A 19,917-nucleotide genomic window follows, 5' to 3' on the forward strand; every position below is an offset into this window, starting at 1 on the left:
CCTGCCCTGGAAATCAAAGGGAAATGGATTGTTTTGCCAGCGGTGCGTATCCATACTCATTCGATGCCGGAGAGGCAAGCATTCACACAGCTTCCGGGCTGGTTCTTCAATCATTTGGTAGGCATTGATGGAGCCTTCTTCCACCTCCCCCGGCGGCGCCGGAACCGGTCGGACCTGGGCCGCGCCGAGCGACGCCGCAAGCCGGTCCGGCAGCGGCTCGGTCGACCATGCCGAGATCGCCAAATTCACGGCCATGGCCGATGCCTGGTGGGACCCGACGGGGAAGTTCAAGCCGCTGCACCGGCTGAACCCGGTCCGCGTCCGCTTCATCCGCGACCGGCTGGCGATCGGGCTGGGCCGCAACCCGGAAGAGCCCGAGCCGCTGCGGGGGCTTTCGATTCTCGACATCGGTTGCGGCGGCGGACTGCTGGCCGAGCCCCTGGCCCGATTGGGCGCCGAGGTGACCGGGATCGACGCCGCCGAGCGGAACATCGCGATCGCCCGCCGCCACGCGGAATCGGTCGGCACCAAAGTGACCTACCTGCCCTGCACCGCCGAGGACCTGGCGGCGAACCTTGGACAGAATGGGGGGGCAAAGTTCGACGCCGTTCTCGCCATGGAGATCGTCGAGCACGTGGCCGATCTCGACGCCTTCTTCAAGGCGGCCGCCGGCCTGCTGAAGCCCGAAGGCACGATGTTCGTCGCGACCTTGAACCGGACGGTGAAATCCTTCGCCTTCGCCATCGTCGGCGCCGAATATGTTCTGCGCTGGTTGCCGCGCGGCACCCACGACTGGCGGCGTTTCATGCGGCCGTCCGAGCTCGCACGCCACTTGCGGAGCCATGGCCTCGACATGAAGGAGCTGGCCGGCGTCACCTACGACCCGATCGGCGACAGCTTCTCGATCGGCCGCGACTGCGGCGTCAACTACATGTCGGTCGCCCAACACGCCGTTCAGGGTCATCAGATTCATCGGTAAGGCAATCTCGCCTTAATTCGCTCGTTTCCCGCCGAGTCGACTCGATGAAATGCGCGTGAGGCAATTGCACCCAGGAACCCGCGCAGTTATGTGTGGGTTAGGGTTTCGCATTCCCGAGTCGCAGGAGATTGACGCGATGAGTCTGACTGGTTTGAACCGCCGGACCGTAATTGCCGCATTGGCGTTGGCGCCTGTCATGGCGCATGCCGGGCCGGCCTTCGCCCTCACCGACCAGCAGGAGCTGGTCGACAAGGCCCGCATCACCTTCGACAAGCTGATCACCGCCCTCGAGTTCGGCGAGTTGCCGGGCTATGTGAAGAAGGCCAAGGCGATCATGATCTTCCCGGACATCTTCAAGGCCGGGCTGGTGATCGGCGGCCAGGGCGGCAGCGGCATCCTGCTGGTCCGCGATGCCGCCAAAGGTTGGAGCCAGCCGGCTTTCTACACCTTGGCCGAGGGCAGCCTGGGTCTGCAGATCGGCGGCCAGTCCTCCGAAACCATCTTCACCATCATGAGCCAGAAGGCGCTCGATGCCATCCTCGACAACCAGATGAAGTTCGGCGGCGACATGTCGGTGGCAGCGGGCCCGAACGGCAAGGGAATCGGTTCGGACACGACGACCAACTTCTCGTCCGATGTCTATTCCTTCTCGAAGACCGCGGGCGCCTTCGCCGGCGTTTCATTCAACGGCGCCGGCATCCTCAAGAACGACGACGACAACCACGCCTATTACGGCCCGACCGCGACGCCCTACGGCATCGTCATCGAGCGCAAGTTCAACAATCCCAACACCCAAAGCCTGCTGAACAGCCTGGCGCCCTACTGATCAAAGGCGCCGGCCGGCAGCAATCTGTCCGATTCCGCGTGACAGCCGGAGGGTCCGGCTGGAATATCCCCTTGCTCAGAAAAGCAAGGGCCAGAGGTCGGGATCGGGCGGCGGTGGGTAGACCCAATATTCTCTTCGTGATGTTCGACCAGATGGCGGCGCTCTCGCTGCCCGTCTACGGCCATCCGCTGGTGCGCATGCCGAATCTGGAACGGCTCGCCGGTCGCGGCACGCTGTTCGAGAACGCCTATTGCAACGCCCCGCTCTGCTCGCCCGCGCGCTTCGCGCTGATGACCGGTCGCTATCCTTCTGCGATCGGTGCCTTTGACAACGCCGCCGAGCTGCCTTCCGATCAGCCGACCTGGGCGCACCACTTGCGCGCGCTCGGCTATCGCACCTGCCTCTCGGGCAAGATGGATTTCACCGGCGCCGACCAGCTGCACGGCTATGAAGAGCGGCTGACCACCGATCTCTCGCCCTCGGATTTCGGCTGGGTGCCGGACTGGGAGCGGCGGGACGAGATCCTCTCCTGGTCCCACTCGATGGCCAGCGTCGCCGAGGCCGGGCCCTGCGACTACACGCTGAACATGGAGTATGACGAGGACGCCTGCTTCAAGGCGATCCAATGGCTGCACCGGCGCGGCGGCGCGGCGGATGAGCGGCCCTTCGCGCTCACCGTCTCCTTCATGCATCCGCACGACCCCTATCAGGCGCCCCGGCAATTCTGGGACTGGTACGAAGGCGCGCCCATCGATGCGCCGCAGGATGACGGCCAACCCGTCGTGGCGCGCGACGTCTTCGGCCAGCGCATGTACCGGCTCTACGACCGCGGCGAGATTCCGGTCGATGCGAAGCAGGTGCTGTGCGCCCGCCGCGCCTATTACGGCATGCTGAGCTACTGCGACGCCCTGCTGGGGCGGCTGCTCGAGCGCCTCGACCTGCTCGGCCTCACCGAGAACACCGTGGTCGTCGTCTCCAGCGATCACGGCGACATGCTGGGCGAGCGCGGACTCTGGTACAAGATGGTGTTCTTCGAGCGCGCGATCCGCGTGCCTCTGGTCTTCGCCGGCCCTGGCATCCCGGCAGGCCACCGCGTCGCCGACCCGGTTTCGCATCTCGACCTCTTGCCGAGCTTCACCGCAATCGCCGGCGACGAGGTTGCGCGCGACGGACGCAGCCTCCTGCCGCTACTGCAGGGAGAAAGCGGCGGCGCGCGCGAAGTGGTCGGGCAGTATATGGGCGAAGGCTACGATCACCCGCTGATCATGCTCCGCCGGGAGAACTGGAAGTTCATCCATTCCGAGGCCGAGGGCAGCTTCCTCTACGACCTCGCAAAGGATCCGATGGAGCGGCAGAATATCGCCGACGGCGAACAGGGCCGTGCGCTGCGCGATGAAGTGCGCCGGCGCTGGGATCTCGCCGGTTTGCGCGCGGCGGTTATGGCCAGCCAGCGACGGCGGCGCCTGATCCATGCGGCGCTGACCCAGGGCCGCATCATGCCCTGGGATTTCGAACGGCGCGAGGATGCCGCCGGCTCCTATTGGCGGAACTACGGCGACAACCGGCCGGATCCCGACCGCGCCCTGCGCCTGCCGCGCGTGCAGCCGTGAACGACGCGGTCCGGCCGATCCCGCAGGGTACGCCGGAACGAGTCCGGCAGTTGGCCGAGTATTGGCTCAGCCTCGGCGGGGGAACGGCGCCGGAGCGCAGCCTGCTCGATCCCGCCAAGATCCTGCAGCTGCTGCCTTACGTGCTGATCGTCCAGTTCGAGGACGCGCCGTTCCGCGTGCGCTATCGCCTGACCGGCACCAAGGTCGATGAGATGACCGGCCTGAACATCACCGGCCGTCATCTCGACGAGTTCGCCACCGGCGAGTTTCGCGCCGTGGTCGAAGGCATCCAGCGCTGCTATGTGCATTGCCGCGAGACCGGCCAGGCGGTGATCGAGGCCTATCACTGGCCCAACGACCGCGATCTCGTGCGCCTGGTCTGGATGGGTCTCTTTCCGCTCAAGGTCAACGGCGAGATCCGCCAATGCATTTCGATCGAGGATTATGGGCCGCTCGGGCCGCAGCCCGACCCGATCGACTGGGGCGTTGCGCTCAAGCTCTAGACGAGATTGGTTCGGCGACGATCTCGCGGGTGTCCGATCTGTGGCGCTGTGCAGCATAGCAAGACAACCGCCCCGCGGGCACAGCGTCGCTTAAGCCCCTGGTGATGAACATTTTCCCCGCCCTCTCCGGGCGGCAGATTTTTTGCTTCGTCTGCGTCCGGTCTGCGACGCGGTGCAGCACAGACGGCGGCGTGCGGGGGCGGGGAAAATTTCCCCGGTCTGCGTCGGGTCTGCGATGCAGCGCAGCACAGACGGCGTCAAACCGCGCGCAGGTTCGACACAAGATTTACAGTCTCAAACAGCGCGCGCCGATCATACCACAAGAAGCATTGCAGGTCAGGCGCGAGAGCGAGCTAACCGTCATCCCGCAACCGATAGCCGACGCCGGCCGCGTTCTCGATCAGCGACGCGGCGCCGTCGTCGGCGTCAATCTTGCGCCGGACCTGGCCGATGAAGACGCGAAGATAGGCCGTGTCCTCGAGATGCGCCGGTCCCCAGACCGCCTGCAGCAGCTGCCGATGGGTCACCACCTTGCCGGCATTCTGCGCCAGCAGGCGCAGCAGTTCGAATTCCTTCGGCGTCAGATGGATCTCGGCCTCGCCGCGGGTGACCTTACGCCGCGCGATGTCGATCTTCAGATCGCCGGCTTTCACCACCGGCGTCGCACCCTGCTGCCGCAGCCGGTGCCGCAAGGCGGCGCGGAGCCGGGCCAAGAGCTCGCCGATGCCGAACGGCTTGTTGACATAGTCGTCGGCGCCGAGGTCGAGCGCCTCGATCTTCTCCGCCTCGCGGGCCCGGGCCGAGAGCACGATGATCGGGATCTCCGACCATTCGCGGAGCGCCTTGATCACGTCCTTGCCGTCCATGTCCGGCAGGCCCAGATCCAGCACGACGATCTCCGGGGCATCGACCGCCGCGCGCTTCAAGGCTTCGGCGCCGGTCTCGGCCTCGATCACCGTGAAGCCGCTGGCGCCGAGACTCGCGCGCAGGAACCTGAGGATCTGCGGCTCGTCATCGACCACCAGGACCCGGGCGGTATCGGTCATGATTCGACCCTAGCTTCGGCCTCGATCGCGCCGACGGATGCAGGCTGGGCCGGGACTGCGAAAGAGACGGCAAAGCGCGCGCCGCGCCCGATCTCGGTCGGGCTGATGACCGTGATCTCGCCGCCCATCGCCTCGACCAGCCCCCTGCAGATCGAAAGGCCGAGCCCGGCTCCGGCGCTGCCGGCATCGGCCCGCCTGGGATTGGTCCCACCGGCGCGGTAGAACTTGTCGAAGAGATGCGGCAGGTCTTCGGCAGCGATGCCGCGGCCGTCATCCGTGACCGACATCTCCAGCCGGCCGTCGCGCCGGCCGGCTGCGACCTCGATCCTCGTCGCGCCCGCGGCGTGCTTCAGCGCGTTGTCGATCAGGTTCATCAGCACGTTCTCCAGCAGCACGAAGTCGGCGCGGATCAGCGGCAGGTCGTTTGGCGCCTTGCGGCTCAGCAGGTCCGCATGCGGCCGGCGCGCGACGCGGCGGATCGCGGAATCGACCAGGTCGGCGACGTCGATCCAATCCGCCTTGGTCTCCAGCGCGCCGGATTCCAACCGCGTCATGTTCAGGAGATCAGCCACGAAGCGATCGAGCCGGTCGGCCTCTTCCTCGATCGTCGCCAGCAATTCCCGGCGCCCCGCCTCGCTCAACTGGCTGCCCTGCTGCCGAAGCGTGGTAACCGAGCCCAGGATTGCGGTCAGCGGCGTGCGCAGATCGTGCGAGACCGAAGACAGCAGCGCGCCGCGCAGCCGATCGGTGGCGTCGAGCGCCTCGACCTTCGCCGCTTCCTCCGCATAGTCGATGCGCTCGATCGCGACCGCGGCCTGGTCGAGCACCGCGTCGAGCGTGCGCAGCATCTCGCCCGAGGCCGCGCGTTCCTCGCCCTTGCGCCGGATGCCGACCACGCCGACGATCGAATCCTTTGTGCGGATCGGGCGGAAATGCCATTCCGCGGTCGGCAGGGTGTCGGTACCGAAGCCGGCCGGCTCGGCGTGCTCGCGCGCCCAGCGCGCCGCGGCCCAGCCGCTGGGCTCCAGGCTGTCCTCCGGCGGCCAGGCATGACTGATGACCAGTTCGTCGCCCTCGGCCAGCATCACCATGGCCTGGTGGTCGGCGACCCGGTTGGCATGGATCGCGACCGCATGGACCAGATCGTCGCGCCGGAAGGTGGCGCCGAGCCGGCTGGCGAAGTCATAGAGTGCCCGCATCGCCTTGATCCGGTCCTGGGCCGCCTGCGCCTGCTCGCGCACGGTGCCGGCCAATGTCCCGGTCGCGATCGCGATGATCAGGAACAGCATCAGCGTCACGAGATCGACCAGATGCGTGACATGGAAGGTCAGCAGCGGATCGAGGAAGAAGAAGTTGTAGGCCAGGAAGGCCAGCACCGAGGTGATCGTCGCGACGGTGCGCCCACACATGATCGCTGAAAAGACGACGACCGCCATCAGTAGCGTGGAGATATTGCCCGGCCGGTCGAGGTCCGGAATGATCTTGCCGGCCGCCACGGCTGTCGCGATGCCGCCGAGGCTGAAGGCCCAGGGCTGCCAGCCGCGCGGCAGGCGCGGCCGCCAGCGCAAGCCGCTCTGCCGTACCGCCTCCGCCGTCAGCACATGCACCGCGATCCCGTTGGCGCGGCGCACCAGCTCATGCGGCAGCGAGCGCCGCAGGATCTCCTTGAGCCAGCTCGAGCGCGAACGACTGATCACGATCTGGGTGATGTTGTTGCGCTTGGCGAAGCGCAGGATCTCGGCCGGCAGGTCGCGGCCGGAAACGCGCTCGACCCGGGCGCCAAGATCGGCCGCAGCCTTCAGTGCCGCCTCGGCCGGATCGCCATCGACCCTGTCCGGCAGCGCCGCATTGGGCCGTTCGATATGCAGGGCGACCCAGGGCGCCTGCAGCTGGTCGGCGAGCCGCCGCGCTGCGCGGACCGCGAGCCCGCTGTTGGAATCGCGCCCGATGCAGACCAAGATCCGCTCGTTGACCTGCCACGGGCCTTCGATCCCATGCGCGCGCATGTAGCCGACCACCTGGTCATCGACCCGGTCGGCGGTGCGGCGCAGGGCGAGCTCGCGCAGGGCCGCGAGGTTGCCGGGATTGAAGAATTTCTCCAGCGCGCGTCCGGCGAGCTCCGGCGCATAGACCTTGCCCTGGTGCAGGCGGTCGATCAGCTCGGTCGGCGTCAGATCGACCAGCTCGACCTCGTCCGCCTGCTCGAGAATCCTGTCGGGCACGGTCTCGCGCACGCGCACCCCGGTGATCCTTGCCACCACGTCGTTCAAGCTCTCGAGATGCTGGACATTCAACGTCGAATAGACATTGATGCCGGCGAACAGCAGCTCAGCCACGTCCTGCCAGCGCTTCGGGTGCAGGCTGTCCGGTGCATTGGTGTGCGCCAGCTCGTCGACCAGCACCAGGTCGGGCTTGCGGGCCAGCACGGCGGCGAGATCGAATTCCTGCAGCATATGCCCGCGATGCGCGATCGAGCGGCGCGGAACAACCTCGAGATTCTGCAGCAACGCCGCGGTCTCGGCCCGACCGTGGGTCTCGACCACGCCGATCACGACGTTGCGCCCGGCGGCCTTCGCCGCGCGTGCGCCTTCCAGCATCGCGTAGGTCTTCCCGACCCCCGGCGCCATCCCAAGATAGATCTTGAGTCGGCCGCGATTGCCGCGGCCGGCTTCGAGCAGCAGCGCCTCCGGTTCGGGACGCAATGGCTCCTGGTCGTCGGTCATCACGCCATCTTAGCCGAATTTACGGTGCCGCCAGTGCATCCAATGCAAGATTGAGCGCAAGCACGTTCACCCTCGGCTCGCCGATCACACCGAACAACCGGCCTTCGGTGTGGTCCGTGACCAGCTGCCGGACCTTGTCCTCCGGCAGGTTGCGCGCCTTGGCCACGCGCGGTACCTGGAACAGGGCGCCGGCCGGCGTGATATCCGGATCGAGGCCGCTGGCCGATGCGGTTACCAGGTCCGCCGGCACCGGCGTCGAGGGATTCTCGATCTTCAGCTTCTCGAGATCGCCCTTGACGCGATCCACCAGCTTCTGCGACGTCGGCCCCAGGTTCGAGCCGGAGGACGCCGCCGCATTGTAGGCGTCGGACGTGGCCGAGGGACGGCCGTGAAAATACCTCTCCGACGCGAAGCTCTGGCCGACCCGGGCGGAACCGATAACGGTGCCGTTCTTCTCGATCAGGCTGCCATTGGCCTGGCTGGGAAACGCGACCTGGGCAATGCCAGTCATCGCCAGTGGATAGGCAAAGCCGGTCAGCACGGTCATGATCACGAGCATCAGGATGGCGGGGCGGATCTGATTCATATCTCTCTCCTCACGCGAGGCCGATGGTGGTGATGAGCAGGTCGATCAGCTTGATGCCGATGAACGGCACGATCAGTCCGCCGAGACCGTAGATCAGCAGGTTGCGCCTGAGGGCGCTGGCAGCGCCAACCGCACGATAGGCGACGCCGCGCAGCGAGAGTGGGATCAGCGCAACGATGATCAGCGCGTTGAAGACGATCGCCGACAGGATCGCGCTCTGCGGCGTCGCCAGGTGCATGATGTTCAGCGCCTGGAGCTGCGGGTAGATCACGACGAACATCGCCGGGATGATGGCGAAATACTTGGCCACGTCGTTCGAGATCGAGAAAGTAGTCAGCGCGCCGCGGGTCATCAGCAGCTGCTTGCCGATCTCGACGATCTCGATCAGCTTGGTGGGATCGCTGTCGAGATCGATCATGTTGCCGGCTTCCCGCGCCGCCATCGTGCCGGTGTTCATCGCGACGCCGACATCCGCCTGGGCCAGGGCCGGGGCGTCGTTGGTGCCGTCGCCGCACATGGCGATCAGCTTGCCCTGCGCCTGCTCGTCGCGAATGAGCTTCAGCTTCGCCTCCGGCGTCGCCTGGGCCAGGAAGTCATCGACGCCCGATTCCGCCGCGATCGCGGCCGCCGTGAGCGGGTTGTCACCGGTGATCATCACGGTGCGGATGCCCATGGCGCGCAGGGCGGCGAAGCGCTCATGGATGCCGCCCTTCACGATGTCCTTGAGGTGGATGACGCCCAGCAGCCTGCCATCCTTCGCCACGGCCAGCGGTGTGCCGCCCGCCTTGCCGATGCGTTCGGCGGCGGCACCGACCTCACGGGCGACCGGGTCGGCACCGGTCGCATGGACATGGGCCAGCACCGCGTCGACCGCGCCCTTGCGGATCGTGGCGCCGCCGCTGTCCACGCCGCTGATGCGGGTCTGGGCGGTGAAGGGCACGAACACCGCATCGACCAAGCTCTGCGGGCGGATGCCGTACTTCTCGCCGGCAAGGGCGACGATGGAGCGGCCCTCCGGGGTCTCGTCCGAAAGCGAGGCTAGCATCGCCGCTTCCGCCACGTCGCGGTCGCTGACGCCCAGAACCGGCACGAACTCGGTGGCCTGGCGGTTGCCGAGGGTGATGGTGCCGGTCTTGTCGAGCAACAGCGTATCGACATCGCCCGCCGCCTCGACCGCGCGGCCGGACATGGCGAGCACGTTGAACCGCACCAGACGGTCCATGCCGGCGATGCCGATGGCGGAGAGCAGCGCGCCGATCGTGGTCGGAATTAGGGTGACGAACAGCGCCACCAGGACCAGGACCGGGATATTGCCGTTGGCATAGGCGGCGAAGCTCGGGATCGTCGCCACGGCAAAGACGAAGATCAGCGTCATGCCGGCCAGCAAGATATTGAGCGCGATCTCGTTCGGCGTCTTCTGGCGCGAAGCACCCTCGACCAGTGAGATCATGCGGTCGAGGAAGGTCGAGCCCGGCGCCGCGGTGATCCTGACCTTGATCTGGTCCGAGATCACCTGGGTCCCGCCGGTGACCGCCGAACGATCGCCGCCGGATTCGCGGATCACCGGCGCGGACTCGCCGGTAATCGCCGCCTCGTTGACCGAGGCAACACCCTCGATCACCTCGCCGTCGCTGGGGATGAGGTCGCCCGCCTCGACCAGGACCACGTCGCCGACCTTGAGCGCAGTCGCCGGCACCTGCGTCCAACCGGCGCCGTTCGCGAGCCGCTTGGCCATGGTCTCGGTCTTGGTCTTGCGCAGGGTCGCGGCCTGGGCCTTGCCGCGGCCTTCCGCCACCGCTTCGGCGAAATTGGCGAACAGCACGGTGAACCAGAGCCAGAGATTGATCTGGAAGGAGAAGCCGAGATTGCCGGCGCCGGTGATCACGTCGCGGATGAAGAGGACGGTGGTCAGCGCGGCCACCACCTCGACCACGAACATCACCGGGTTGCGCATCATGACCCGCGGGTCGAGCTTGCGGAAGGAGGCGCCGATCGCCGGCAGCAGGATTTTCGGATCGGTCAGCGTGGCGACCGGCATCCGCTTGCGGATCTTGCTGCCCGACAGTGTAGGGGTCACAGCCATGATTTCCTCAGGTCCTCAGAACAGGTTGCCGGCATTCATCGCCAGGTGCTCGACCACCGGGCCGAGGGCGAGGGCGGGGAAGTAGGTCAGGCCGCCGACGATCAGGATCACCCCGATCAGCAGGCCGACCCACAGCGTGCCGGTGGTCGGGAAGGTTCCGGCCGAAGGCGGCACGATCTTCTTGGCCGCCAGCGAGCCCGCGATCGCCATCATCGGCACGATCACCGCAAAACGGCCGACCAGCATCGAGAGGCCGATGGTGACGTTGTAGAACGGCGTGTTCGCGTTCAAGCCGGCGAAGGCGCTGCCATTGTTGCCCGTGCCCGAGGTGAAGGCATAGAGGATCTCGCTGAAGCCATGCGGCCCGGCATTGTTGAGGCTGGAGAGGCCTTGCGGGATCACGGCCGCCAGGGCGGTGAAGCCCAGGATCGAGGCCGGCAGAACCAGGATCGCCAGCATCGACATCTTGACCTCGCGCGCCTCGATCTTCTTGCCGAGATATTCCGGCGTACGCCCCACCATCAGGCCGGCAACGAAGACCGCGACCACGGCGAACAGCAGCATGCCGTAGAGGCCCGAGCCAACGCCGCCGAAGATGATCTCGCCCAGCTGGATGTTGAGCATCGGGATGAGGCCGCCGAGCGGCGTGTAGCTGTCATGCATGGAATTGACCGAGCCGTTGGAGGCATCGGTGGTTGCAGTCGCCCAGATCGTCGAATTGGCGATGCCGTAGCGGACCTCCTTGCCTTCCATGTTGCCGCCGGACTGGAGCGCACCCGGCGCCTGGTCGATGCCCATGGCGGCCAGCGTCGGGTTGCCCTGCGATTCCGCCCAATAGGTCGCGATGAGGCCGCCCAGGAACAGCACCGCCATCACGGCGAAGACCGCCCAGCCCTGGCGGGTATTCTTCACCATATGGCCGAAGGTGTAGGTCAAGGCGGCGCTGATCACCAGGATCGACCACATCTCGATGAGGTTCGAGAGCGCGCCCGGATTCTCCAGGGGATGCGCCGAGTTCGCGTTGAAGAAGCCGCCGCCGTTGGTGCCGAGCTGCTTGATCGCGATCTGCGACGCCGCCGGCCCGACCGCGATCACCTGCTTGCCGCCCTCGAGCGTGGCCGCATCGACATAGGCGCCGAAGGTCTGCGGCACGCCGAGTGCCACCAGCGCCAGGCAGACCACGATCGACATCGGCAGCAGCACATAGAGCGTGCCGCGGTTGAGATCGACCCAGAAATTGCCGACCGTGCTGGCCGAGCGCCGCGCGAAGCCGCGAATGAGCGCGATGGCGAGCGCGATACCGACCGCCGCGGAGACGAAGTTCTGCACGGTGAGGCCGGCCATCTGCGTCAGATAGCTCATGGTGGTCTCGCCGCCATAGCCCTGCCAGTTGGTATTGGTGGCGAAGCTGACGGCGGTGTTGAAGGCGCTGTCCGGAGCGACGGCCGCCATTCCGGCAGGATTGAACAGCGGCAGCACCGCCTGCAGCCGCTGCAGCCCGTAGACGAACAGGAAGCTCATCAAGCTGAAGATCAGCATGCCGACCGTATAGCGGGTCCAGTGCTGCTCCCGCGCTTCATCGACGCCGCAGATTGCATAGATCCCGCGCTCCAGCGGGCGCAGCACCGGGGTCATGAACGTGCGTTCGCCGTTGAAGACCCGCGCCATGTAGAGGCCGAGCGGCTTCACGCAGACCAGGATCAGCGCGCAGTAGACCGCGATCTGGATCCATCCGTTCAAAGTCATGATTAAGGGCTCCTTGCGATCGCGCGAGTAGAACCGCCCAACCTAGAACCGCTCTGGGCGGATCAGGGCGTAGACCAGATAGGCCAGCAGGCCGAGTGAAACGAGCGCACCGAGGACGAGGTCGAGGGTCATGGCTGCCTCACATCCGGTCGCAGACGTAGGTGTAGAGAATGAGAATCGCGAATGACGCACAGCCGATCGCGATCATCGCCAGGTCAAGCATCCGTCCGGTCTCCTTGCTGCACGCCCTGAAGGACATATGCCGCTTTGCCTTGTTCAATCATGCAGGCTTGCTGGACCCAGGGATTGATGGCGATCAAGAAGCTCGCTCGCCGGGCCGCGCCTCGATCTGGCCCTCGGCCAGAAACCAGACCGCCTGTCCGACGAGAAGCAGCGCCCCGAAGCAATCCAGGATTACATCCAGCATGATCCTTCCCCCTGGCGGTTTCGTGCGGCGCGCGTCGTCGCGCGGTCGGGTCCAGGAGACACGGATGAATGTGGCGCCCGCGCCCGTTGGGCTTCCATGCGGAACTGCTGAGGCCGGAATAAGGATTCCATAAGGACGATTATCCCGCCCGTCGGGCCGCCGCACCGGCCTCCTCACACTCCTATGTTCAAGATGGATGCCGCTCCCTTGAATTTTAACCAATCCTTCAGGCCTTTGCCTGAAGGTTCACGCTTTGAGGCAGAGAGTTGAAGCAAGCGTGAGCTTGCCGGCCGCCGATGGAACGGCGCGGGGATGATGCTGGAACTGGGCGCATTGATGGGAGGGATCCTGGCCGGCGGGCTGGGCGTCTTGGGCATTCAGCGCCTGCGGCGCGACCGGGCCTCGCCGGTTGCGCAGAACGCCATCGTCAGCCTGGTGCTGGACAGCGTCGATGCCGCGATCACCGTCTATAACCGCGACGGCCGCTTGATTCGCGCCAACCGCTGCGCGCAGAAGCTCTCCGGCTTTACCGAAGCCGAGCTCTCCGATCCCGAAACCTGGAAGCAGATCATTCCGGCTGAGGATTATGCCGGCGTCGTCAGCTTTCTCAGCAAGCCCAAGCTCTCGGATTTCCCCAAGCCGCACACCAACCAGTGGATCAGCAAGTCCGGCGAGCGGCGGCTGATGAAATGGTCGAACGTCGCGCTGGATGACGGCCACGGCGGCGTCATGCTGGTGGTCTGCATCGGCTTTGACATCACCGACCAGCGCCGCTTCGAACAGGAACTGATCGAGGCCCGCAACCGTGCCCAGGAAGCGAACGTCGCGAAGTCGATGTTCCTTGCCAACATGAGCCATGAGCTGCGCACGCCGTTGAACGCGATCATCGGCTTCTCCCAAGTGATCCGCGACCGCATGTTCGCGGCCTCGCCGGAGAAGACTTCGGAATACGCCGGCGACATCCATGACAGCGCGATCCTGCTGCTCGACCTGATCAGCGACATCCTCGACATGTCCAAGCTGGAAGCCAACAAGGCGGTGCTCCAGGCGACCGATATCGACGTCGTCGGCCTGATTTCCGGTTGCATCAAGCTCGTGCGCCAGCGCGCCCAGGAAGTCGGCATCAAGATCATCCAGAGCATCGACGCCGAGCTGCCCCTGCTGCGTGCCGACGAGCGCATGGTGAAGCAGGTGCTGCTGAACCTGCTCTCCAACGCCATCAAGTTCACGGCCAGCACCGGCACCGTCCTGGTCCATGCCGGCGCCACGCCGGACGGAGGGATGCAGATCAGCGTCTCCGACACCGGTATCGGCATCCCGGAATCGGAGCTGCTGAACCTGTTCCGGCCGTTCCACCAGGCGCAGTCGCCGCGGGTGCAGAAACCGCAAGGCACCGGATTGGGCCTCGCGATCTCCAAGCGCTTGATCGAGCTGCATGACGGCCAGGTCGCGATCGCCAGCGTCGAGGGCCGCGGCACGACCGTGACCTTCACCATGCCGAAGTCGCGCTGTATCGCGCGGCGCGATCTGCGTCTGGTCCAGCCCGCCGCCGAGTGACCAGCCGAGTGATCAGCCGATCGCGGCCTTGAGATCGACGGCCGGATCGGCCGCCTGCTCCGGCGCGATCGATTTCCCGCTTTCCAGCGCCTTCTTCCCGAAGGCATAGGCCAGCGCATCGTTCATCGCATCGACCGCGATCAGCGCGCCCTGCCGGTAATACCAGACCGACTGGCTGCCCGGCCGCTTGCCCGGCCGGGTGACAACCTGGTCGTAGCCCCGGTTCAGCCCGGCGATCTGCAGCTTCACGTCATACTGATCCGACCAGAACCAGGGCACCGGATTGTAATGTTCCGCTGCGCCCAGCATCGCCGCCGCCGCGTGCTCCGCCTGCTCGATCGCATTCTGCACGGATTCCAATCGCGTCCGCTGGCCCTGCCAGGGGAAGTTCGCGCAATCGCCGGCGGCGAAGATATCGGGATCCGACGTGCGTCCATGCTCGTCGACCGTGATGCCGTTCTCCACCAGCAGCCCCGCATCGCGCGCGAGCTGGTCGTTGGGAAGCACGCCGATCCCCACGATGACGAGATCCGCCGGCAGTGAGGTCCCGTCGCGCAGCATGACCGCCGCGACCTGCACGTCCTTCTCCATGATCCGATCCAGGCCCGTGGCTTCGCGGATGCAGACGCCATGGCGCGCGTGGAGGTCGCGGAAATAGGCCGAGGTCTCCGCCGCGGCGACCCGCTGCAGGATTCGCTCGGCGGCCTCGATCACGGTCACCTGCATGCCTTTGGATGCCGTGACCGCCGCGGCTTCCAGGCCGATATAGCCGCCGCCGACCACCACCAGCCGCATCCCGGGCTTCAGCAGCGGCATGATCGCGTCGGCATCGGCGAGGCCGCGGATGGTCACCACGCCCGGCAGCGCGCCGCCGATCTCGGCGGGAAGGTTGCGCGGCCGCGCGCCCGTCGTCAGCGCCAGCTTGGTGTAGCGGAGACGCGTGCCGTCCGAGAGCGTCAGTTCATGGTCGCGCGGTGCGATCGTCGTGACGCGCTGCTCCAGCCGCAGCTCCACATTCTGCTCGGCATACCAGTCGCGCGGCCGGATCAGCAGGCGCTCGACATCCAGCTCGCCGGAGACGTATTTCTTGGAGAGCGGCGGCCGCTGATAGGGCGGGACCGCCTCATCGCCGATCAGGATCAAGCCGCCGGCATAACCCAATGACCGAAGCTTCGCCGCCAGCGCGACGCCGGCCTGCCCGGCGCCGACGATGACGATCGGGTCGGTCATCAGACGTAAGGGACGCGCAGGACCAGGCCGTCGAGCTCCGGCGCGGACTTGATCTGGCAGGAGAGGCGGCTGGTCGGCTTCCGCTCGGCGACGGTGATCTCCAGCATATCGCTTTCCATGTCGTCCGGCGCGCCGGTCTTCCCGTACCAGCCTTCATCGACATAGACATGGCAGGTGGCACAAGACAGGCAGCCACCGCACTCGCCGATCACATTCGGCACGTTCTTCGCGACCGCGGCTTCCATCAGATTGTGCCCGACCGGCACTTCGGCGGTGATCTCTTTCCCGTCCTTCAGGATCCAGGTGACCTTCGGCATCAGGCAGGCTCTCTCGTCAAACGTAGTGGATGTAATAGTCGCGCAAGGAATCGCCCTCCAGCGCCGCCGTGCGCTCCAATTCGAGCTCCTTGATACCGATATGATTGGCGACCAGCAACTCCCCAACCGCCGAAACCAGCGCCGTGTCACCCGCCAGTTCCTTCAGCGCCTCGGCGAGACTGTCCGGCGTGCCGTCCTTGGCGTCGTGGTTCATGATGCAGTCGGCGGTCTCGGCCGGCGGCAGATTGTACTTATTGACGACGCCGAGCCGGGCCGCCTGCAGCACGGTCGCGACCAGGGTGTAAGGATTGGCCGCGGCATCCGCCATGCGGTGCTCCAGCCTGGCCTTGACACCGGTCTCGGCGGAAAGCCGCGTCGTGACTCCGCGGTGATCGACACCCCAGTTGCGCCAATAGCCGGAAAGGCTGGCCGGCTTCAGCCGCTCGTAGGAATTGACCGTCGGCGCCAGCAGGCCGGCCATGCCGCGATGATGATGCATCAGCCCGGCAATGCAGCCCTTGGCAAGATCGGTCATCTCGCCCTGCTTCGAATTGCCGAACACGTTCTTGCCGTTGGCATCGGAGAAGCTGAAATTCACATGCAGCCCGCTGCCGCCCTTGTTCGGGATCGGCTTCGGCATGAAGGTCAAGACGATGCCGTGGTCCAGCGCCACTTCGCGCGCCAGCACCCGGAACAGGAAGATGTCATCGACCGCCTTCACCGCGTCGTCGTAGGTCAGCGTGAACTCGAACTGCGGCGAGTCATACTCCGAGGTCACGCAGTCGATCTTGAAGCCGAGCGCACTCGCCTTTTCCCAGATCGCGTCGGTGAAGCGCAGCGGATCGGCGAAGCGTCCGGTGCTGTAGACATAGGCGCCCGGCGTGTCATAGGGCACCAGCTTGCCTTCGGCATTGCGCTGGAAGGCGAAGGCTTCGAGCTCAAGCCCAACTTTGGGGCTGAGCCCCATCGCCTGCCAGTCCTTGACCGCCTGCTTCAGCCGGCCGCGCCCGCAGATGCCGAGCGGTGCGCCCTTGTTGTCGTAGAGATCGGCGACCACGACCTTGGTGTTCGGCTCCCAGCCGTCGCGGATATCGGCGCCGATATAATGCGCCTCCATGTCCGGCAGGCCTTCCAGCATGGTGCCGCCGGGTGCCGGCGCCATCTCCTTGCAATAGGTCAGCGCGAAGGTGCCCTGGCAGAACCGCGTCTCGCCGTCGCCGATCTTGCTCGCCGGCATGTATTTGCCGCGCGCAATGCTCAGATGATCGCAGAACAGCAGACGGAGTCGGTCCGTCGTCCCCATCTTCAAGTCTCCCTGGTATCTCTTCGTTCTTGTTATTGCAGCGTTACCTTCACCGGCAGCCGCTTGATGCCGCCGATGAAGTTGGAACGCAGGAATTCATGCGGGCCGGCCTGTTCCAGGACCTTCACCCGCTTCACGAACTCCTGCAACAGAATCCGCACTTCGAGCCGCGCCAGCCACATGCCTAGGCAGACATGCGGCCCGCCCTGGCCGAAGGCGATGTGCCGGTTCGGCGTCCGCGCGAGATCGAGCTCGAACGGATTGGCAAAGGCCTCTTCGTCGCGGTTGCCCGAGACGAACCAGAGGATGACCTTGTCGCCTTGCCGGACCGTCTTGCCGTGCAGGTCGAAGTCGCGCGTGGCCGTCCGACGGAAATGCATGGTCGGCGAGGCCCAGCGGATGAACTCGTCCGGCGCCGTCTCCCAGATGGCATCGCCGCCATTCCGGAGCTGCTCCATCAGTGCCGGCCGGTTGGCGAGCGCGAAGAGCGAGGCGGCGATCGAATAGCGGGTGGTGTCGTTGCCGGCGGCGACCAGCAGGCAGAAGAAGTTGCGGAACTCGAGCTCCGAGATCACATTGCCCTGGGAATCCGGCTGCAGGATCAGGTGCAGCACGCCCTTGGTGTCGCCCTTGGCCTGCTTTTCCGCCATCAGCTTCTTGGCGTATTCATACAGCTCGGCGCCCGCCGGCGAGCGGAACGGCATGAGCCGGTAGGCCTCGGTGTCGGCCTGGTCCAGCACATGCTTGGTGAACTCGGGGTCGGTGTTGGCGATCAGCTGGTCGCCCTTCTCCACCAGCCAGGCCAGGTCCTCATCCGGCGTGCCCAGAATGCGGCCCAGCATACGCATCGGCAGTTCCCGCGCGATCTCCTTGGTGGCGTCGAACGAACCTTTGGCGAGCGCGGTGTCGAGGATATCGTCGCAGAGCTTGCGGATCTGCTCGGCGAATTGCGCGATCACCGGCTGGGAGAAGGCCTTGGCGACCAGGATGCGGGTGCGGGTGTGTTCCGGCGGATCGGTTTCCTGGAAGGTGCGGCGCGCCAGGTATTCCTCATAGGTCTGGTCTTCCATCCGGATGCCGCGGGCCGAGCTCAGCAGCTTGCTGTCGCGATTCAGTTCCAGGATGTCGTGGTGCCGGGTCACCGACCAGAAGCCCTTGCCGCCCTTGTAGTCGCACCAGGCCAGCGGATCCTCGCGGCGCAGCCGCGCAAAAGTGTTGTAGGGCGCGCCGCGTACGAATGAATCGTGGCTGGAGAGGTCGGCATGGCCGTCGTCGATGGGCGTGAAGGTCGTCATGGTGCGGCAGGCTCTCTCTATCAGGTCGACGGAACCGCGAGGTTTGCTAGCGTGCGGCCGCCGTTCCAGGTGACGCCGATCTGGCGGTAATAGCCGCCGATAATCTCCTTAACCTCGAGTCCGGCCAGCTCCTCGGTCGGCACGTCATAGAGCTTGAAGCTCTCGACATCGGCCGCCCAGGGCTTGCCGCCTTCGAATTTCGCGGCGGTCGATTCGATGAGCTCGCTATGCGCGTCACCCTTGCCGTCGATCGCCGGCAGCCAGCGGTGATGCGCCATCGGATGGCCGTTCACGAAGCCATTCTTCTCGACCTCGCCACGCAGCGTGATCACCGCATCGGCGATCCGCCGGTCCGCCGCCGCCAAGGTCGCGCCGAACACGGCACCGGCCTGGAGGCGCGGCGCGGGCCCATAGGGATGCGGCCGGGTCATGTGAATCGAGCCCAGCTTCTTCGGATAACCCTGGTGGATCCCGCGCAGCATCGCGAAATCCTTATCGACCCAGATGTAGATGCAGCGCGAATAAGTCCGGCCCTCGAACTTGCAGCGCACGACCGCGAAGGCTTCCTTGTATTGCGCGCGAACCGGGTCCAGCAGCTCCTCTTTGGTATCGCCGCAGGACTGCCAGTCCGCCCAGATCAGCGCCACGGCGCCCGGATCCTCGTCGGCCGGCGTCAACGGCGCCGGCAACAGGGCCGCGACCTTCGCCGGGTCCGTCCGGTATTCGATGGTCAGCAGATCGCCGGAATAATGCCAGGGCGGCGGCGGCAGAAGCGACGAGCGGCCAGTGGCACTGCGCGGATAGAAGAAGCCCTTCATCGCTCAGGCTCCCGGCTTCTTCGGCGGGCGGATGCCGCGGAACTCCCAATCGCCGCCCTGGGCAGTCGAGAGCACCTCTTCGGATTCGCTCGGTTGCGCGCCGACATCATCCCGGATCGGCTCCGGTCCCTCGACGATGGTGTTGGAGAGACGGCCCAGCCCTTCGACTTCGACCTCGACCACGTCGCCCGGGTAGACCGGCCTTGAATTGGCCGGTGTGCCGGAAAGCAGCACGTCGCCCGGCTCCAGCGTGATGTTGCGGGCGATATCGGCGACCAGGTAGTGCATGTCCCAGGTCATCTCCGCCGTATTGCCGTCCTGCTTCAGTTGGCCGTTCACATAGGTGCGGAGATACTTGTTCCGAAAATCCCAGCCTTCGACGAGCCCTGGTCCCAGCGGGCAGAGCGTGTCGCTGCCCTTGACCCGCAGCATCGAGCCCGCGTCGGTGTCGCGGAAATCGTGCAGCCCGTAATCATTGGCGACGGTATAACCGCGGATATAGTCGCCCGCCTCTTTCTGGGAGATGTTGCGGCAGCGGCGGCCGATCACGATCGCCACCTCGCCCTCGTAGTTCAGCCATTTGCAGCGTTTCGGCCGCACGATCTCGCCGCGATGCGAGTTCAGCGACGAGGTCGGCTTCTGGAAATAAGTCGGCGTCGCCGAAAGCTTGATCTGGAATTCCTTGACCCGGCTCACATGGTTCAAGTGCACGCAGATGATCTTGCTCGGCACCACCGGCCAGAGATGCTGTGCGTCGGCGATCTTGACCCGGCGTCCGTCATCGGCCACCAGTTCCTCGCCCTGGCGCTCGACCTCGACCACCGAGCCTGCCAACAGGATTCGCCGCGTTTCCCGCACGTCTATCTCC

General features: G+C 65.8%; 17 protein-coding genes. 5 read left to right on the forward strand and 12 right to left on the reverse strand.

Features of this window, described 5'->3' with window-relative positions:
* The first annotated feature begins 127 nt into the window (after positions 1-127).
* The 4 genes from ubiG (at position 128) to ACYQ4T_RS24400 (ending at position 3,918) form a co-directional block, all read left to right on the forward strand.
* A complete protein-coding gene (gene ubiG, locus ACYQ4T_RS24385) occupies positions 128-979 on the forward strand; it encodes a bifunctional 2-polyprenyl-6-hydroxyphenol methylase/3-demethylubiquinol 3-O-methyltransferase UbiG (protein WP_459859225.1) in 852 nt (283 codons plus the stop codon).
* Positions 980-1,115: 136 nt separating this feature from the next.
* Entirely contained in the window at positions 1,116-1,805 is a 690-nt protein-coding gene (locus tag ACYQ4T_RS24390) for a lipid-binding SYLF domain-containing protein (RefSeq protein ID WP_459859226.1), read from the forward strand.
* A 113-nt stretch (positions 1,806-1,918) separates the two neighbouring features.
* The gene (gene betC / locus ACYQ4T_RS24395) at positions 1,919-3,415 is read left to right on the forward strand and encodes a choline-sulfatase (protein WP_459859227.1); all 1,497 of its coding nucleotides are present in this window, start codon (positions 1,919-1,921) and stop codon (positions 3,413-3,415) included.
* Positions 3,412-3,918: a PAS domain-containing protein gene (locus tag ACYQ4T_RS24400; RefSeq protein WP_459859228.1), complete on the forward strand. Its 507-nt coding sequence runs from the start codon at positions 3,412-3,414 to the stop codon at positions 3,916-3,918. The genes betC and ACYQ4T_RS24400 overlap by 4 nt, the downstream gene beginning before the upstream one ends.
* Before the next feature lie 353 nt (positions 3,919-4,271).
* Here the strand turns inward: ACYQ4T_RS24400 and ACYQ4T_RS24405 are convergent, their stop codons facing one another.
* Genes ACYQ4T_RS24405 through ACYQ4T_RS24430 form a run of 6 tightly spaced genes read right to left on the reverse strand, consistent with a single transcriptional unit; the run spans position 4,272 to position 12,234 of the window.
* Entirely contained in the window at positions 4,272-4,964 is a 693-nt protein-coding gene (locus ACYQ4T_RS24405) for a response regulator (RefSeq protein ID WP_459859229.1), read from the reverse strand.
* On the reverse strand, positions 4,961-7,687 hold the full coding sequence (locus tag ACYQ4T_RS24410) for an ATP-binding protein (RefSeq protein ID WP_459859230.1): 2,727 nt from the start codon (positions 7,685-7,687) through the stop codon (positions 4,961-4,963). The genes ACYQ4T_RS24405 and ACYQ4T_RS24410 overlap by 4 nt, the downstream gene beginning before the upstream one ends.
* A gap of 19 nt (positions 7,688-7,706) precedes the next feature.
* Entirely contained in the window at positions 7,707-8,273 is a 567-nt protein-coding gene (kdpC, locus tag ACYQ4T_RS24415) for a potassium-transporting ATPase subunit KdpC (protein WP_459859231.1), read from the reverse strand.
* A 10-nt stretch (positions 8,274-8,283) separates the two neighbouring features.
* On the reverse strand, positions 8,284-10,356 hold the full coding sequence (gene kdpB / locus ACYQ4T_RS24420) for a potassium-transporting ATPase subunit KdpB (RefSeq protein ID WP_459859232.1): 2,073 nt from the start codon (positions 10,354-10,356) through the stop codon (positions 8,284-8,286).
* Positions 10,357-10,371: 15 nt separating this feature from the next.
* Positions 10,372-12,102, reverse strand: coding sequence for a potassium-transporting ATPase subunit KdpA (kdpA, locus tag ACYQ4T_RS24425; protein WP_459859233.1), 1,731 nt, complete (start codon positions 12,100-12,102; stop codon positions 10,372-10,374).
* A gap of 42 nt (positions 12,103-12,144) precedes the next feature.
* On the reverse strand, positions 12,145-12,234 hold the full coding sequence (locus ACYQ4T_RS24430; RefSeq protein WP_459859234.1) for a K(+)-transporting ATPase subunit F: 90 nt from the start codon (positions 12,232-12,234) through the stop codon (positions 12,145-12,147).
* A gap of 607 nt (positions 12,235-12,841) precedes the next feature.
* On the opposite strand from ACYQ4T_RS24430, the gene ACYQ4T_RS24435 reads away from it, so the two are divergent.
* A complete protein-coding gene (locus tag ACYQ4T_RS24435) occupies positions 12,842-14,086 on the forward strand; it encodes a PAS domain-containing sensor histidine kinase (RefSeq protein ID WP_459859235.1) in 1,245 nt (414 codons plus the stop codon).
* A gap of 12 nt (positions 14,087-14,098) precedes the next feature.
* Here ACYQ4T_RS24435 and ACYQ4T_RS24440 read toward each other — a convergent pair whose 3' ends face one another.
* Genes ACYQ4T_RS24440 through ACYQ4T_RS24465 form a run of 6 tightly spaced genes read right to left on the reverse strand, consistent with a single transcriptional unit; the run spans position 14,099 to position 19,907 of the window.
* Entirely contained in the window at positions 14,099-15,316 is a 1,218-nt protein-coding gene (locus ACYQ4T_RS24440; protein WP_459859236.1) for an NAD(P)/FAD-dependent oxidoreductase, read from the reverse strand.
* Positions 15,316-15,633 (reverse strand): 2Fe-2S iron-sulfur cluster-binding protein, encoded by a 318-nt coding sequence (locus ACYQ4T_RS24445; RefSeq protein ID WP_459859237.1) that lies wholly within the window; start codon positions 15,631-15,633, stop codon positions 15,316-15,318. The genes ACYQ4T_RS24440 and ACYQ4T_RS24445 overlap by 1 nt, the downstream gene beginning before the upstream one ends.
* 16 nt (positions 15,634-15,649) lie before the next feature.
* Positions 15,650-16,936 carry a type I glutamate--ammonia ligase gene (locus ACYQ4T_RS24450; protein ID WP_459859238.1) on the reverse strand — a complete coding sequence of 429 codons (1,287 nt, stop codon included), beginning with the start codon at positions 16,934-16,936 and terminating at the stop codon, positions 15,650-15,652.
* A 32-nt stretch (positions 16,937-16,968) separates the two neighbouring features.
* Positions 16,969-18,231 carry a cytochrome P450 gene (locus ACYQ4T_RS24455; RefSeq protein WP_459859239.1) on the reverse strand — a complete coding sequence of 421 codons (1,263 nt, stop codon included), beginning with the start codon at positions 18,229-18,231 and terminating at the stop codon, positions 16,969-16,971.
* Positions 18,232-18,251: 20 nt separating this feature from the next.
* Positions 18,252-19,049 carry an acetoacetate decarboxylase family protein gene (locus ACYQ4T_RS24460; RefSeq protein WP_459859240.1) on the reverse strand — a complete coding sequence of 266 codons (798 nt, stop codon included), beginning with the start codon at positions 19,047-19,049 and terminating at the stop codon, positions 18,252-18,254.
* A gap of 3 nt (positions 19,050-19,052) precedes the next feature.
* Positions 19,053-19,907, reverse strand: a complete 855-nt coding sequence (locus tag ACYQ4T_RS24465) for a fumarylacetoacetate hydrolase family protein (RefSeq protein ID WP_459859241.1) — start codon at positions 19,905-19,907, stop codon at positions 19,053-19,055.
* Between the last annotated feature and the right edge of the window lie 10 nt (positions 19,908-19,917).

It is taken from the genome of Dongia sp. agr-C8, from assembly GCF_054658695.1.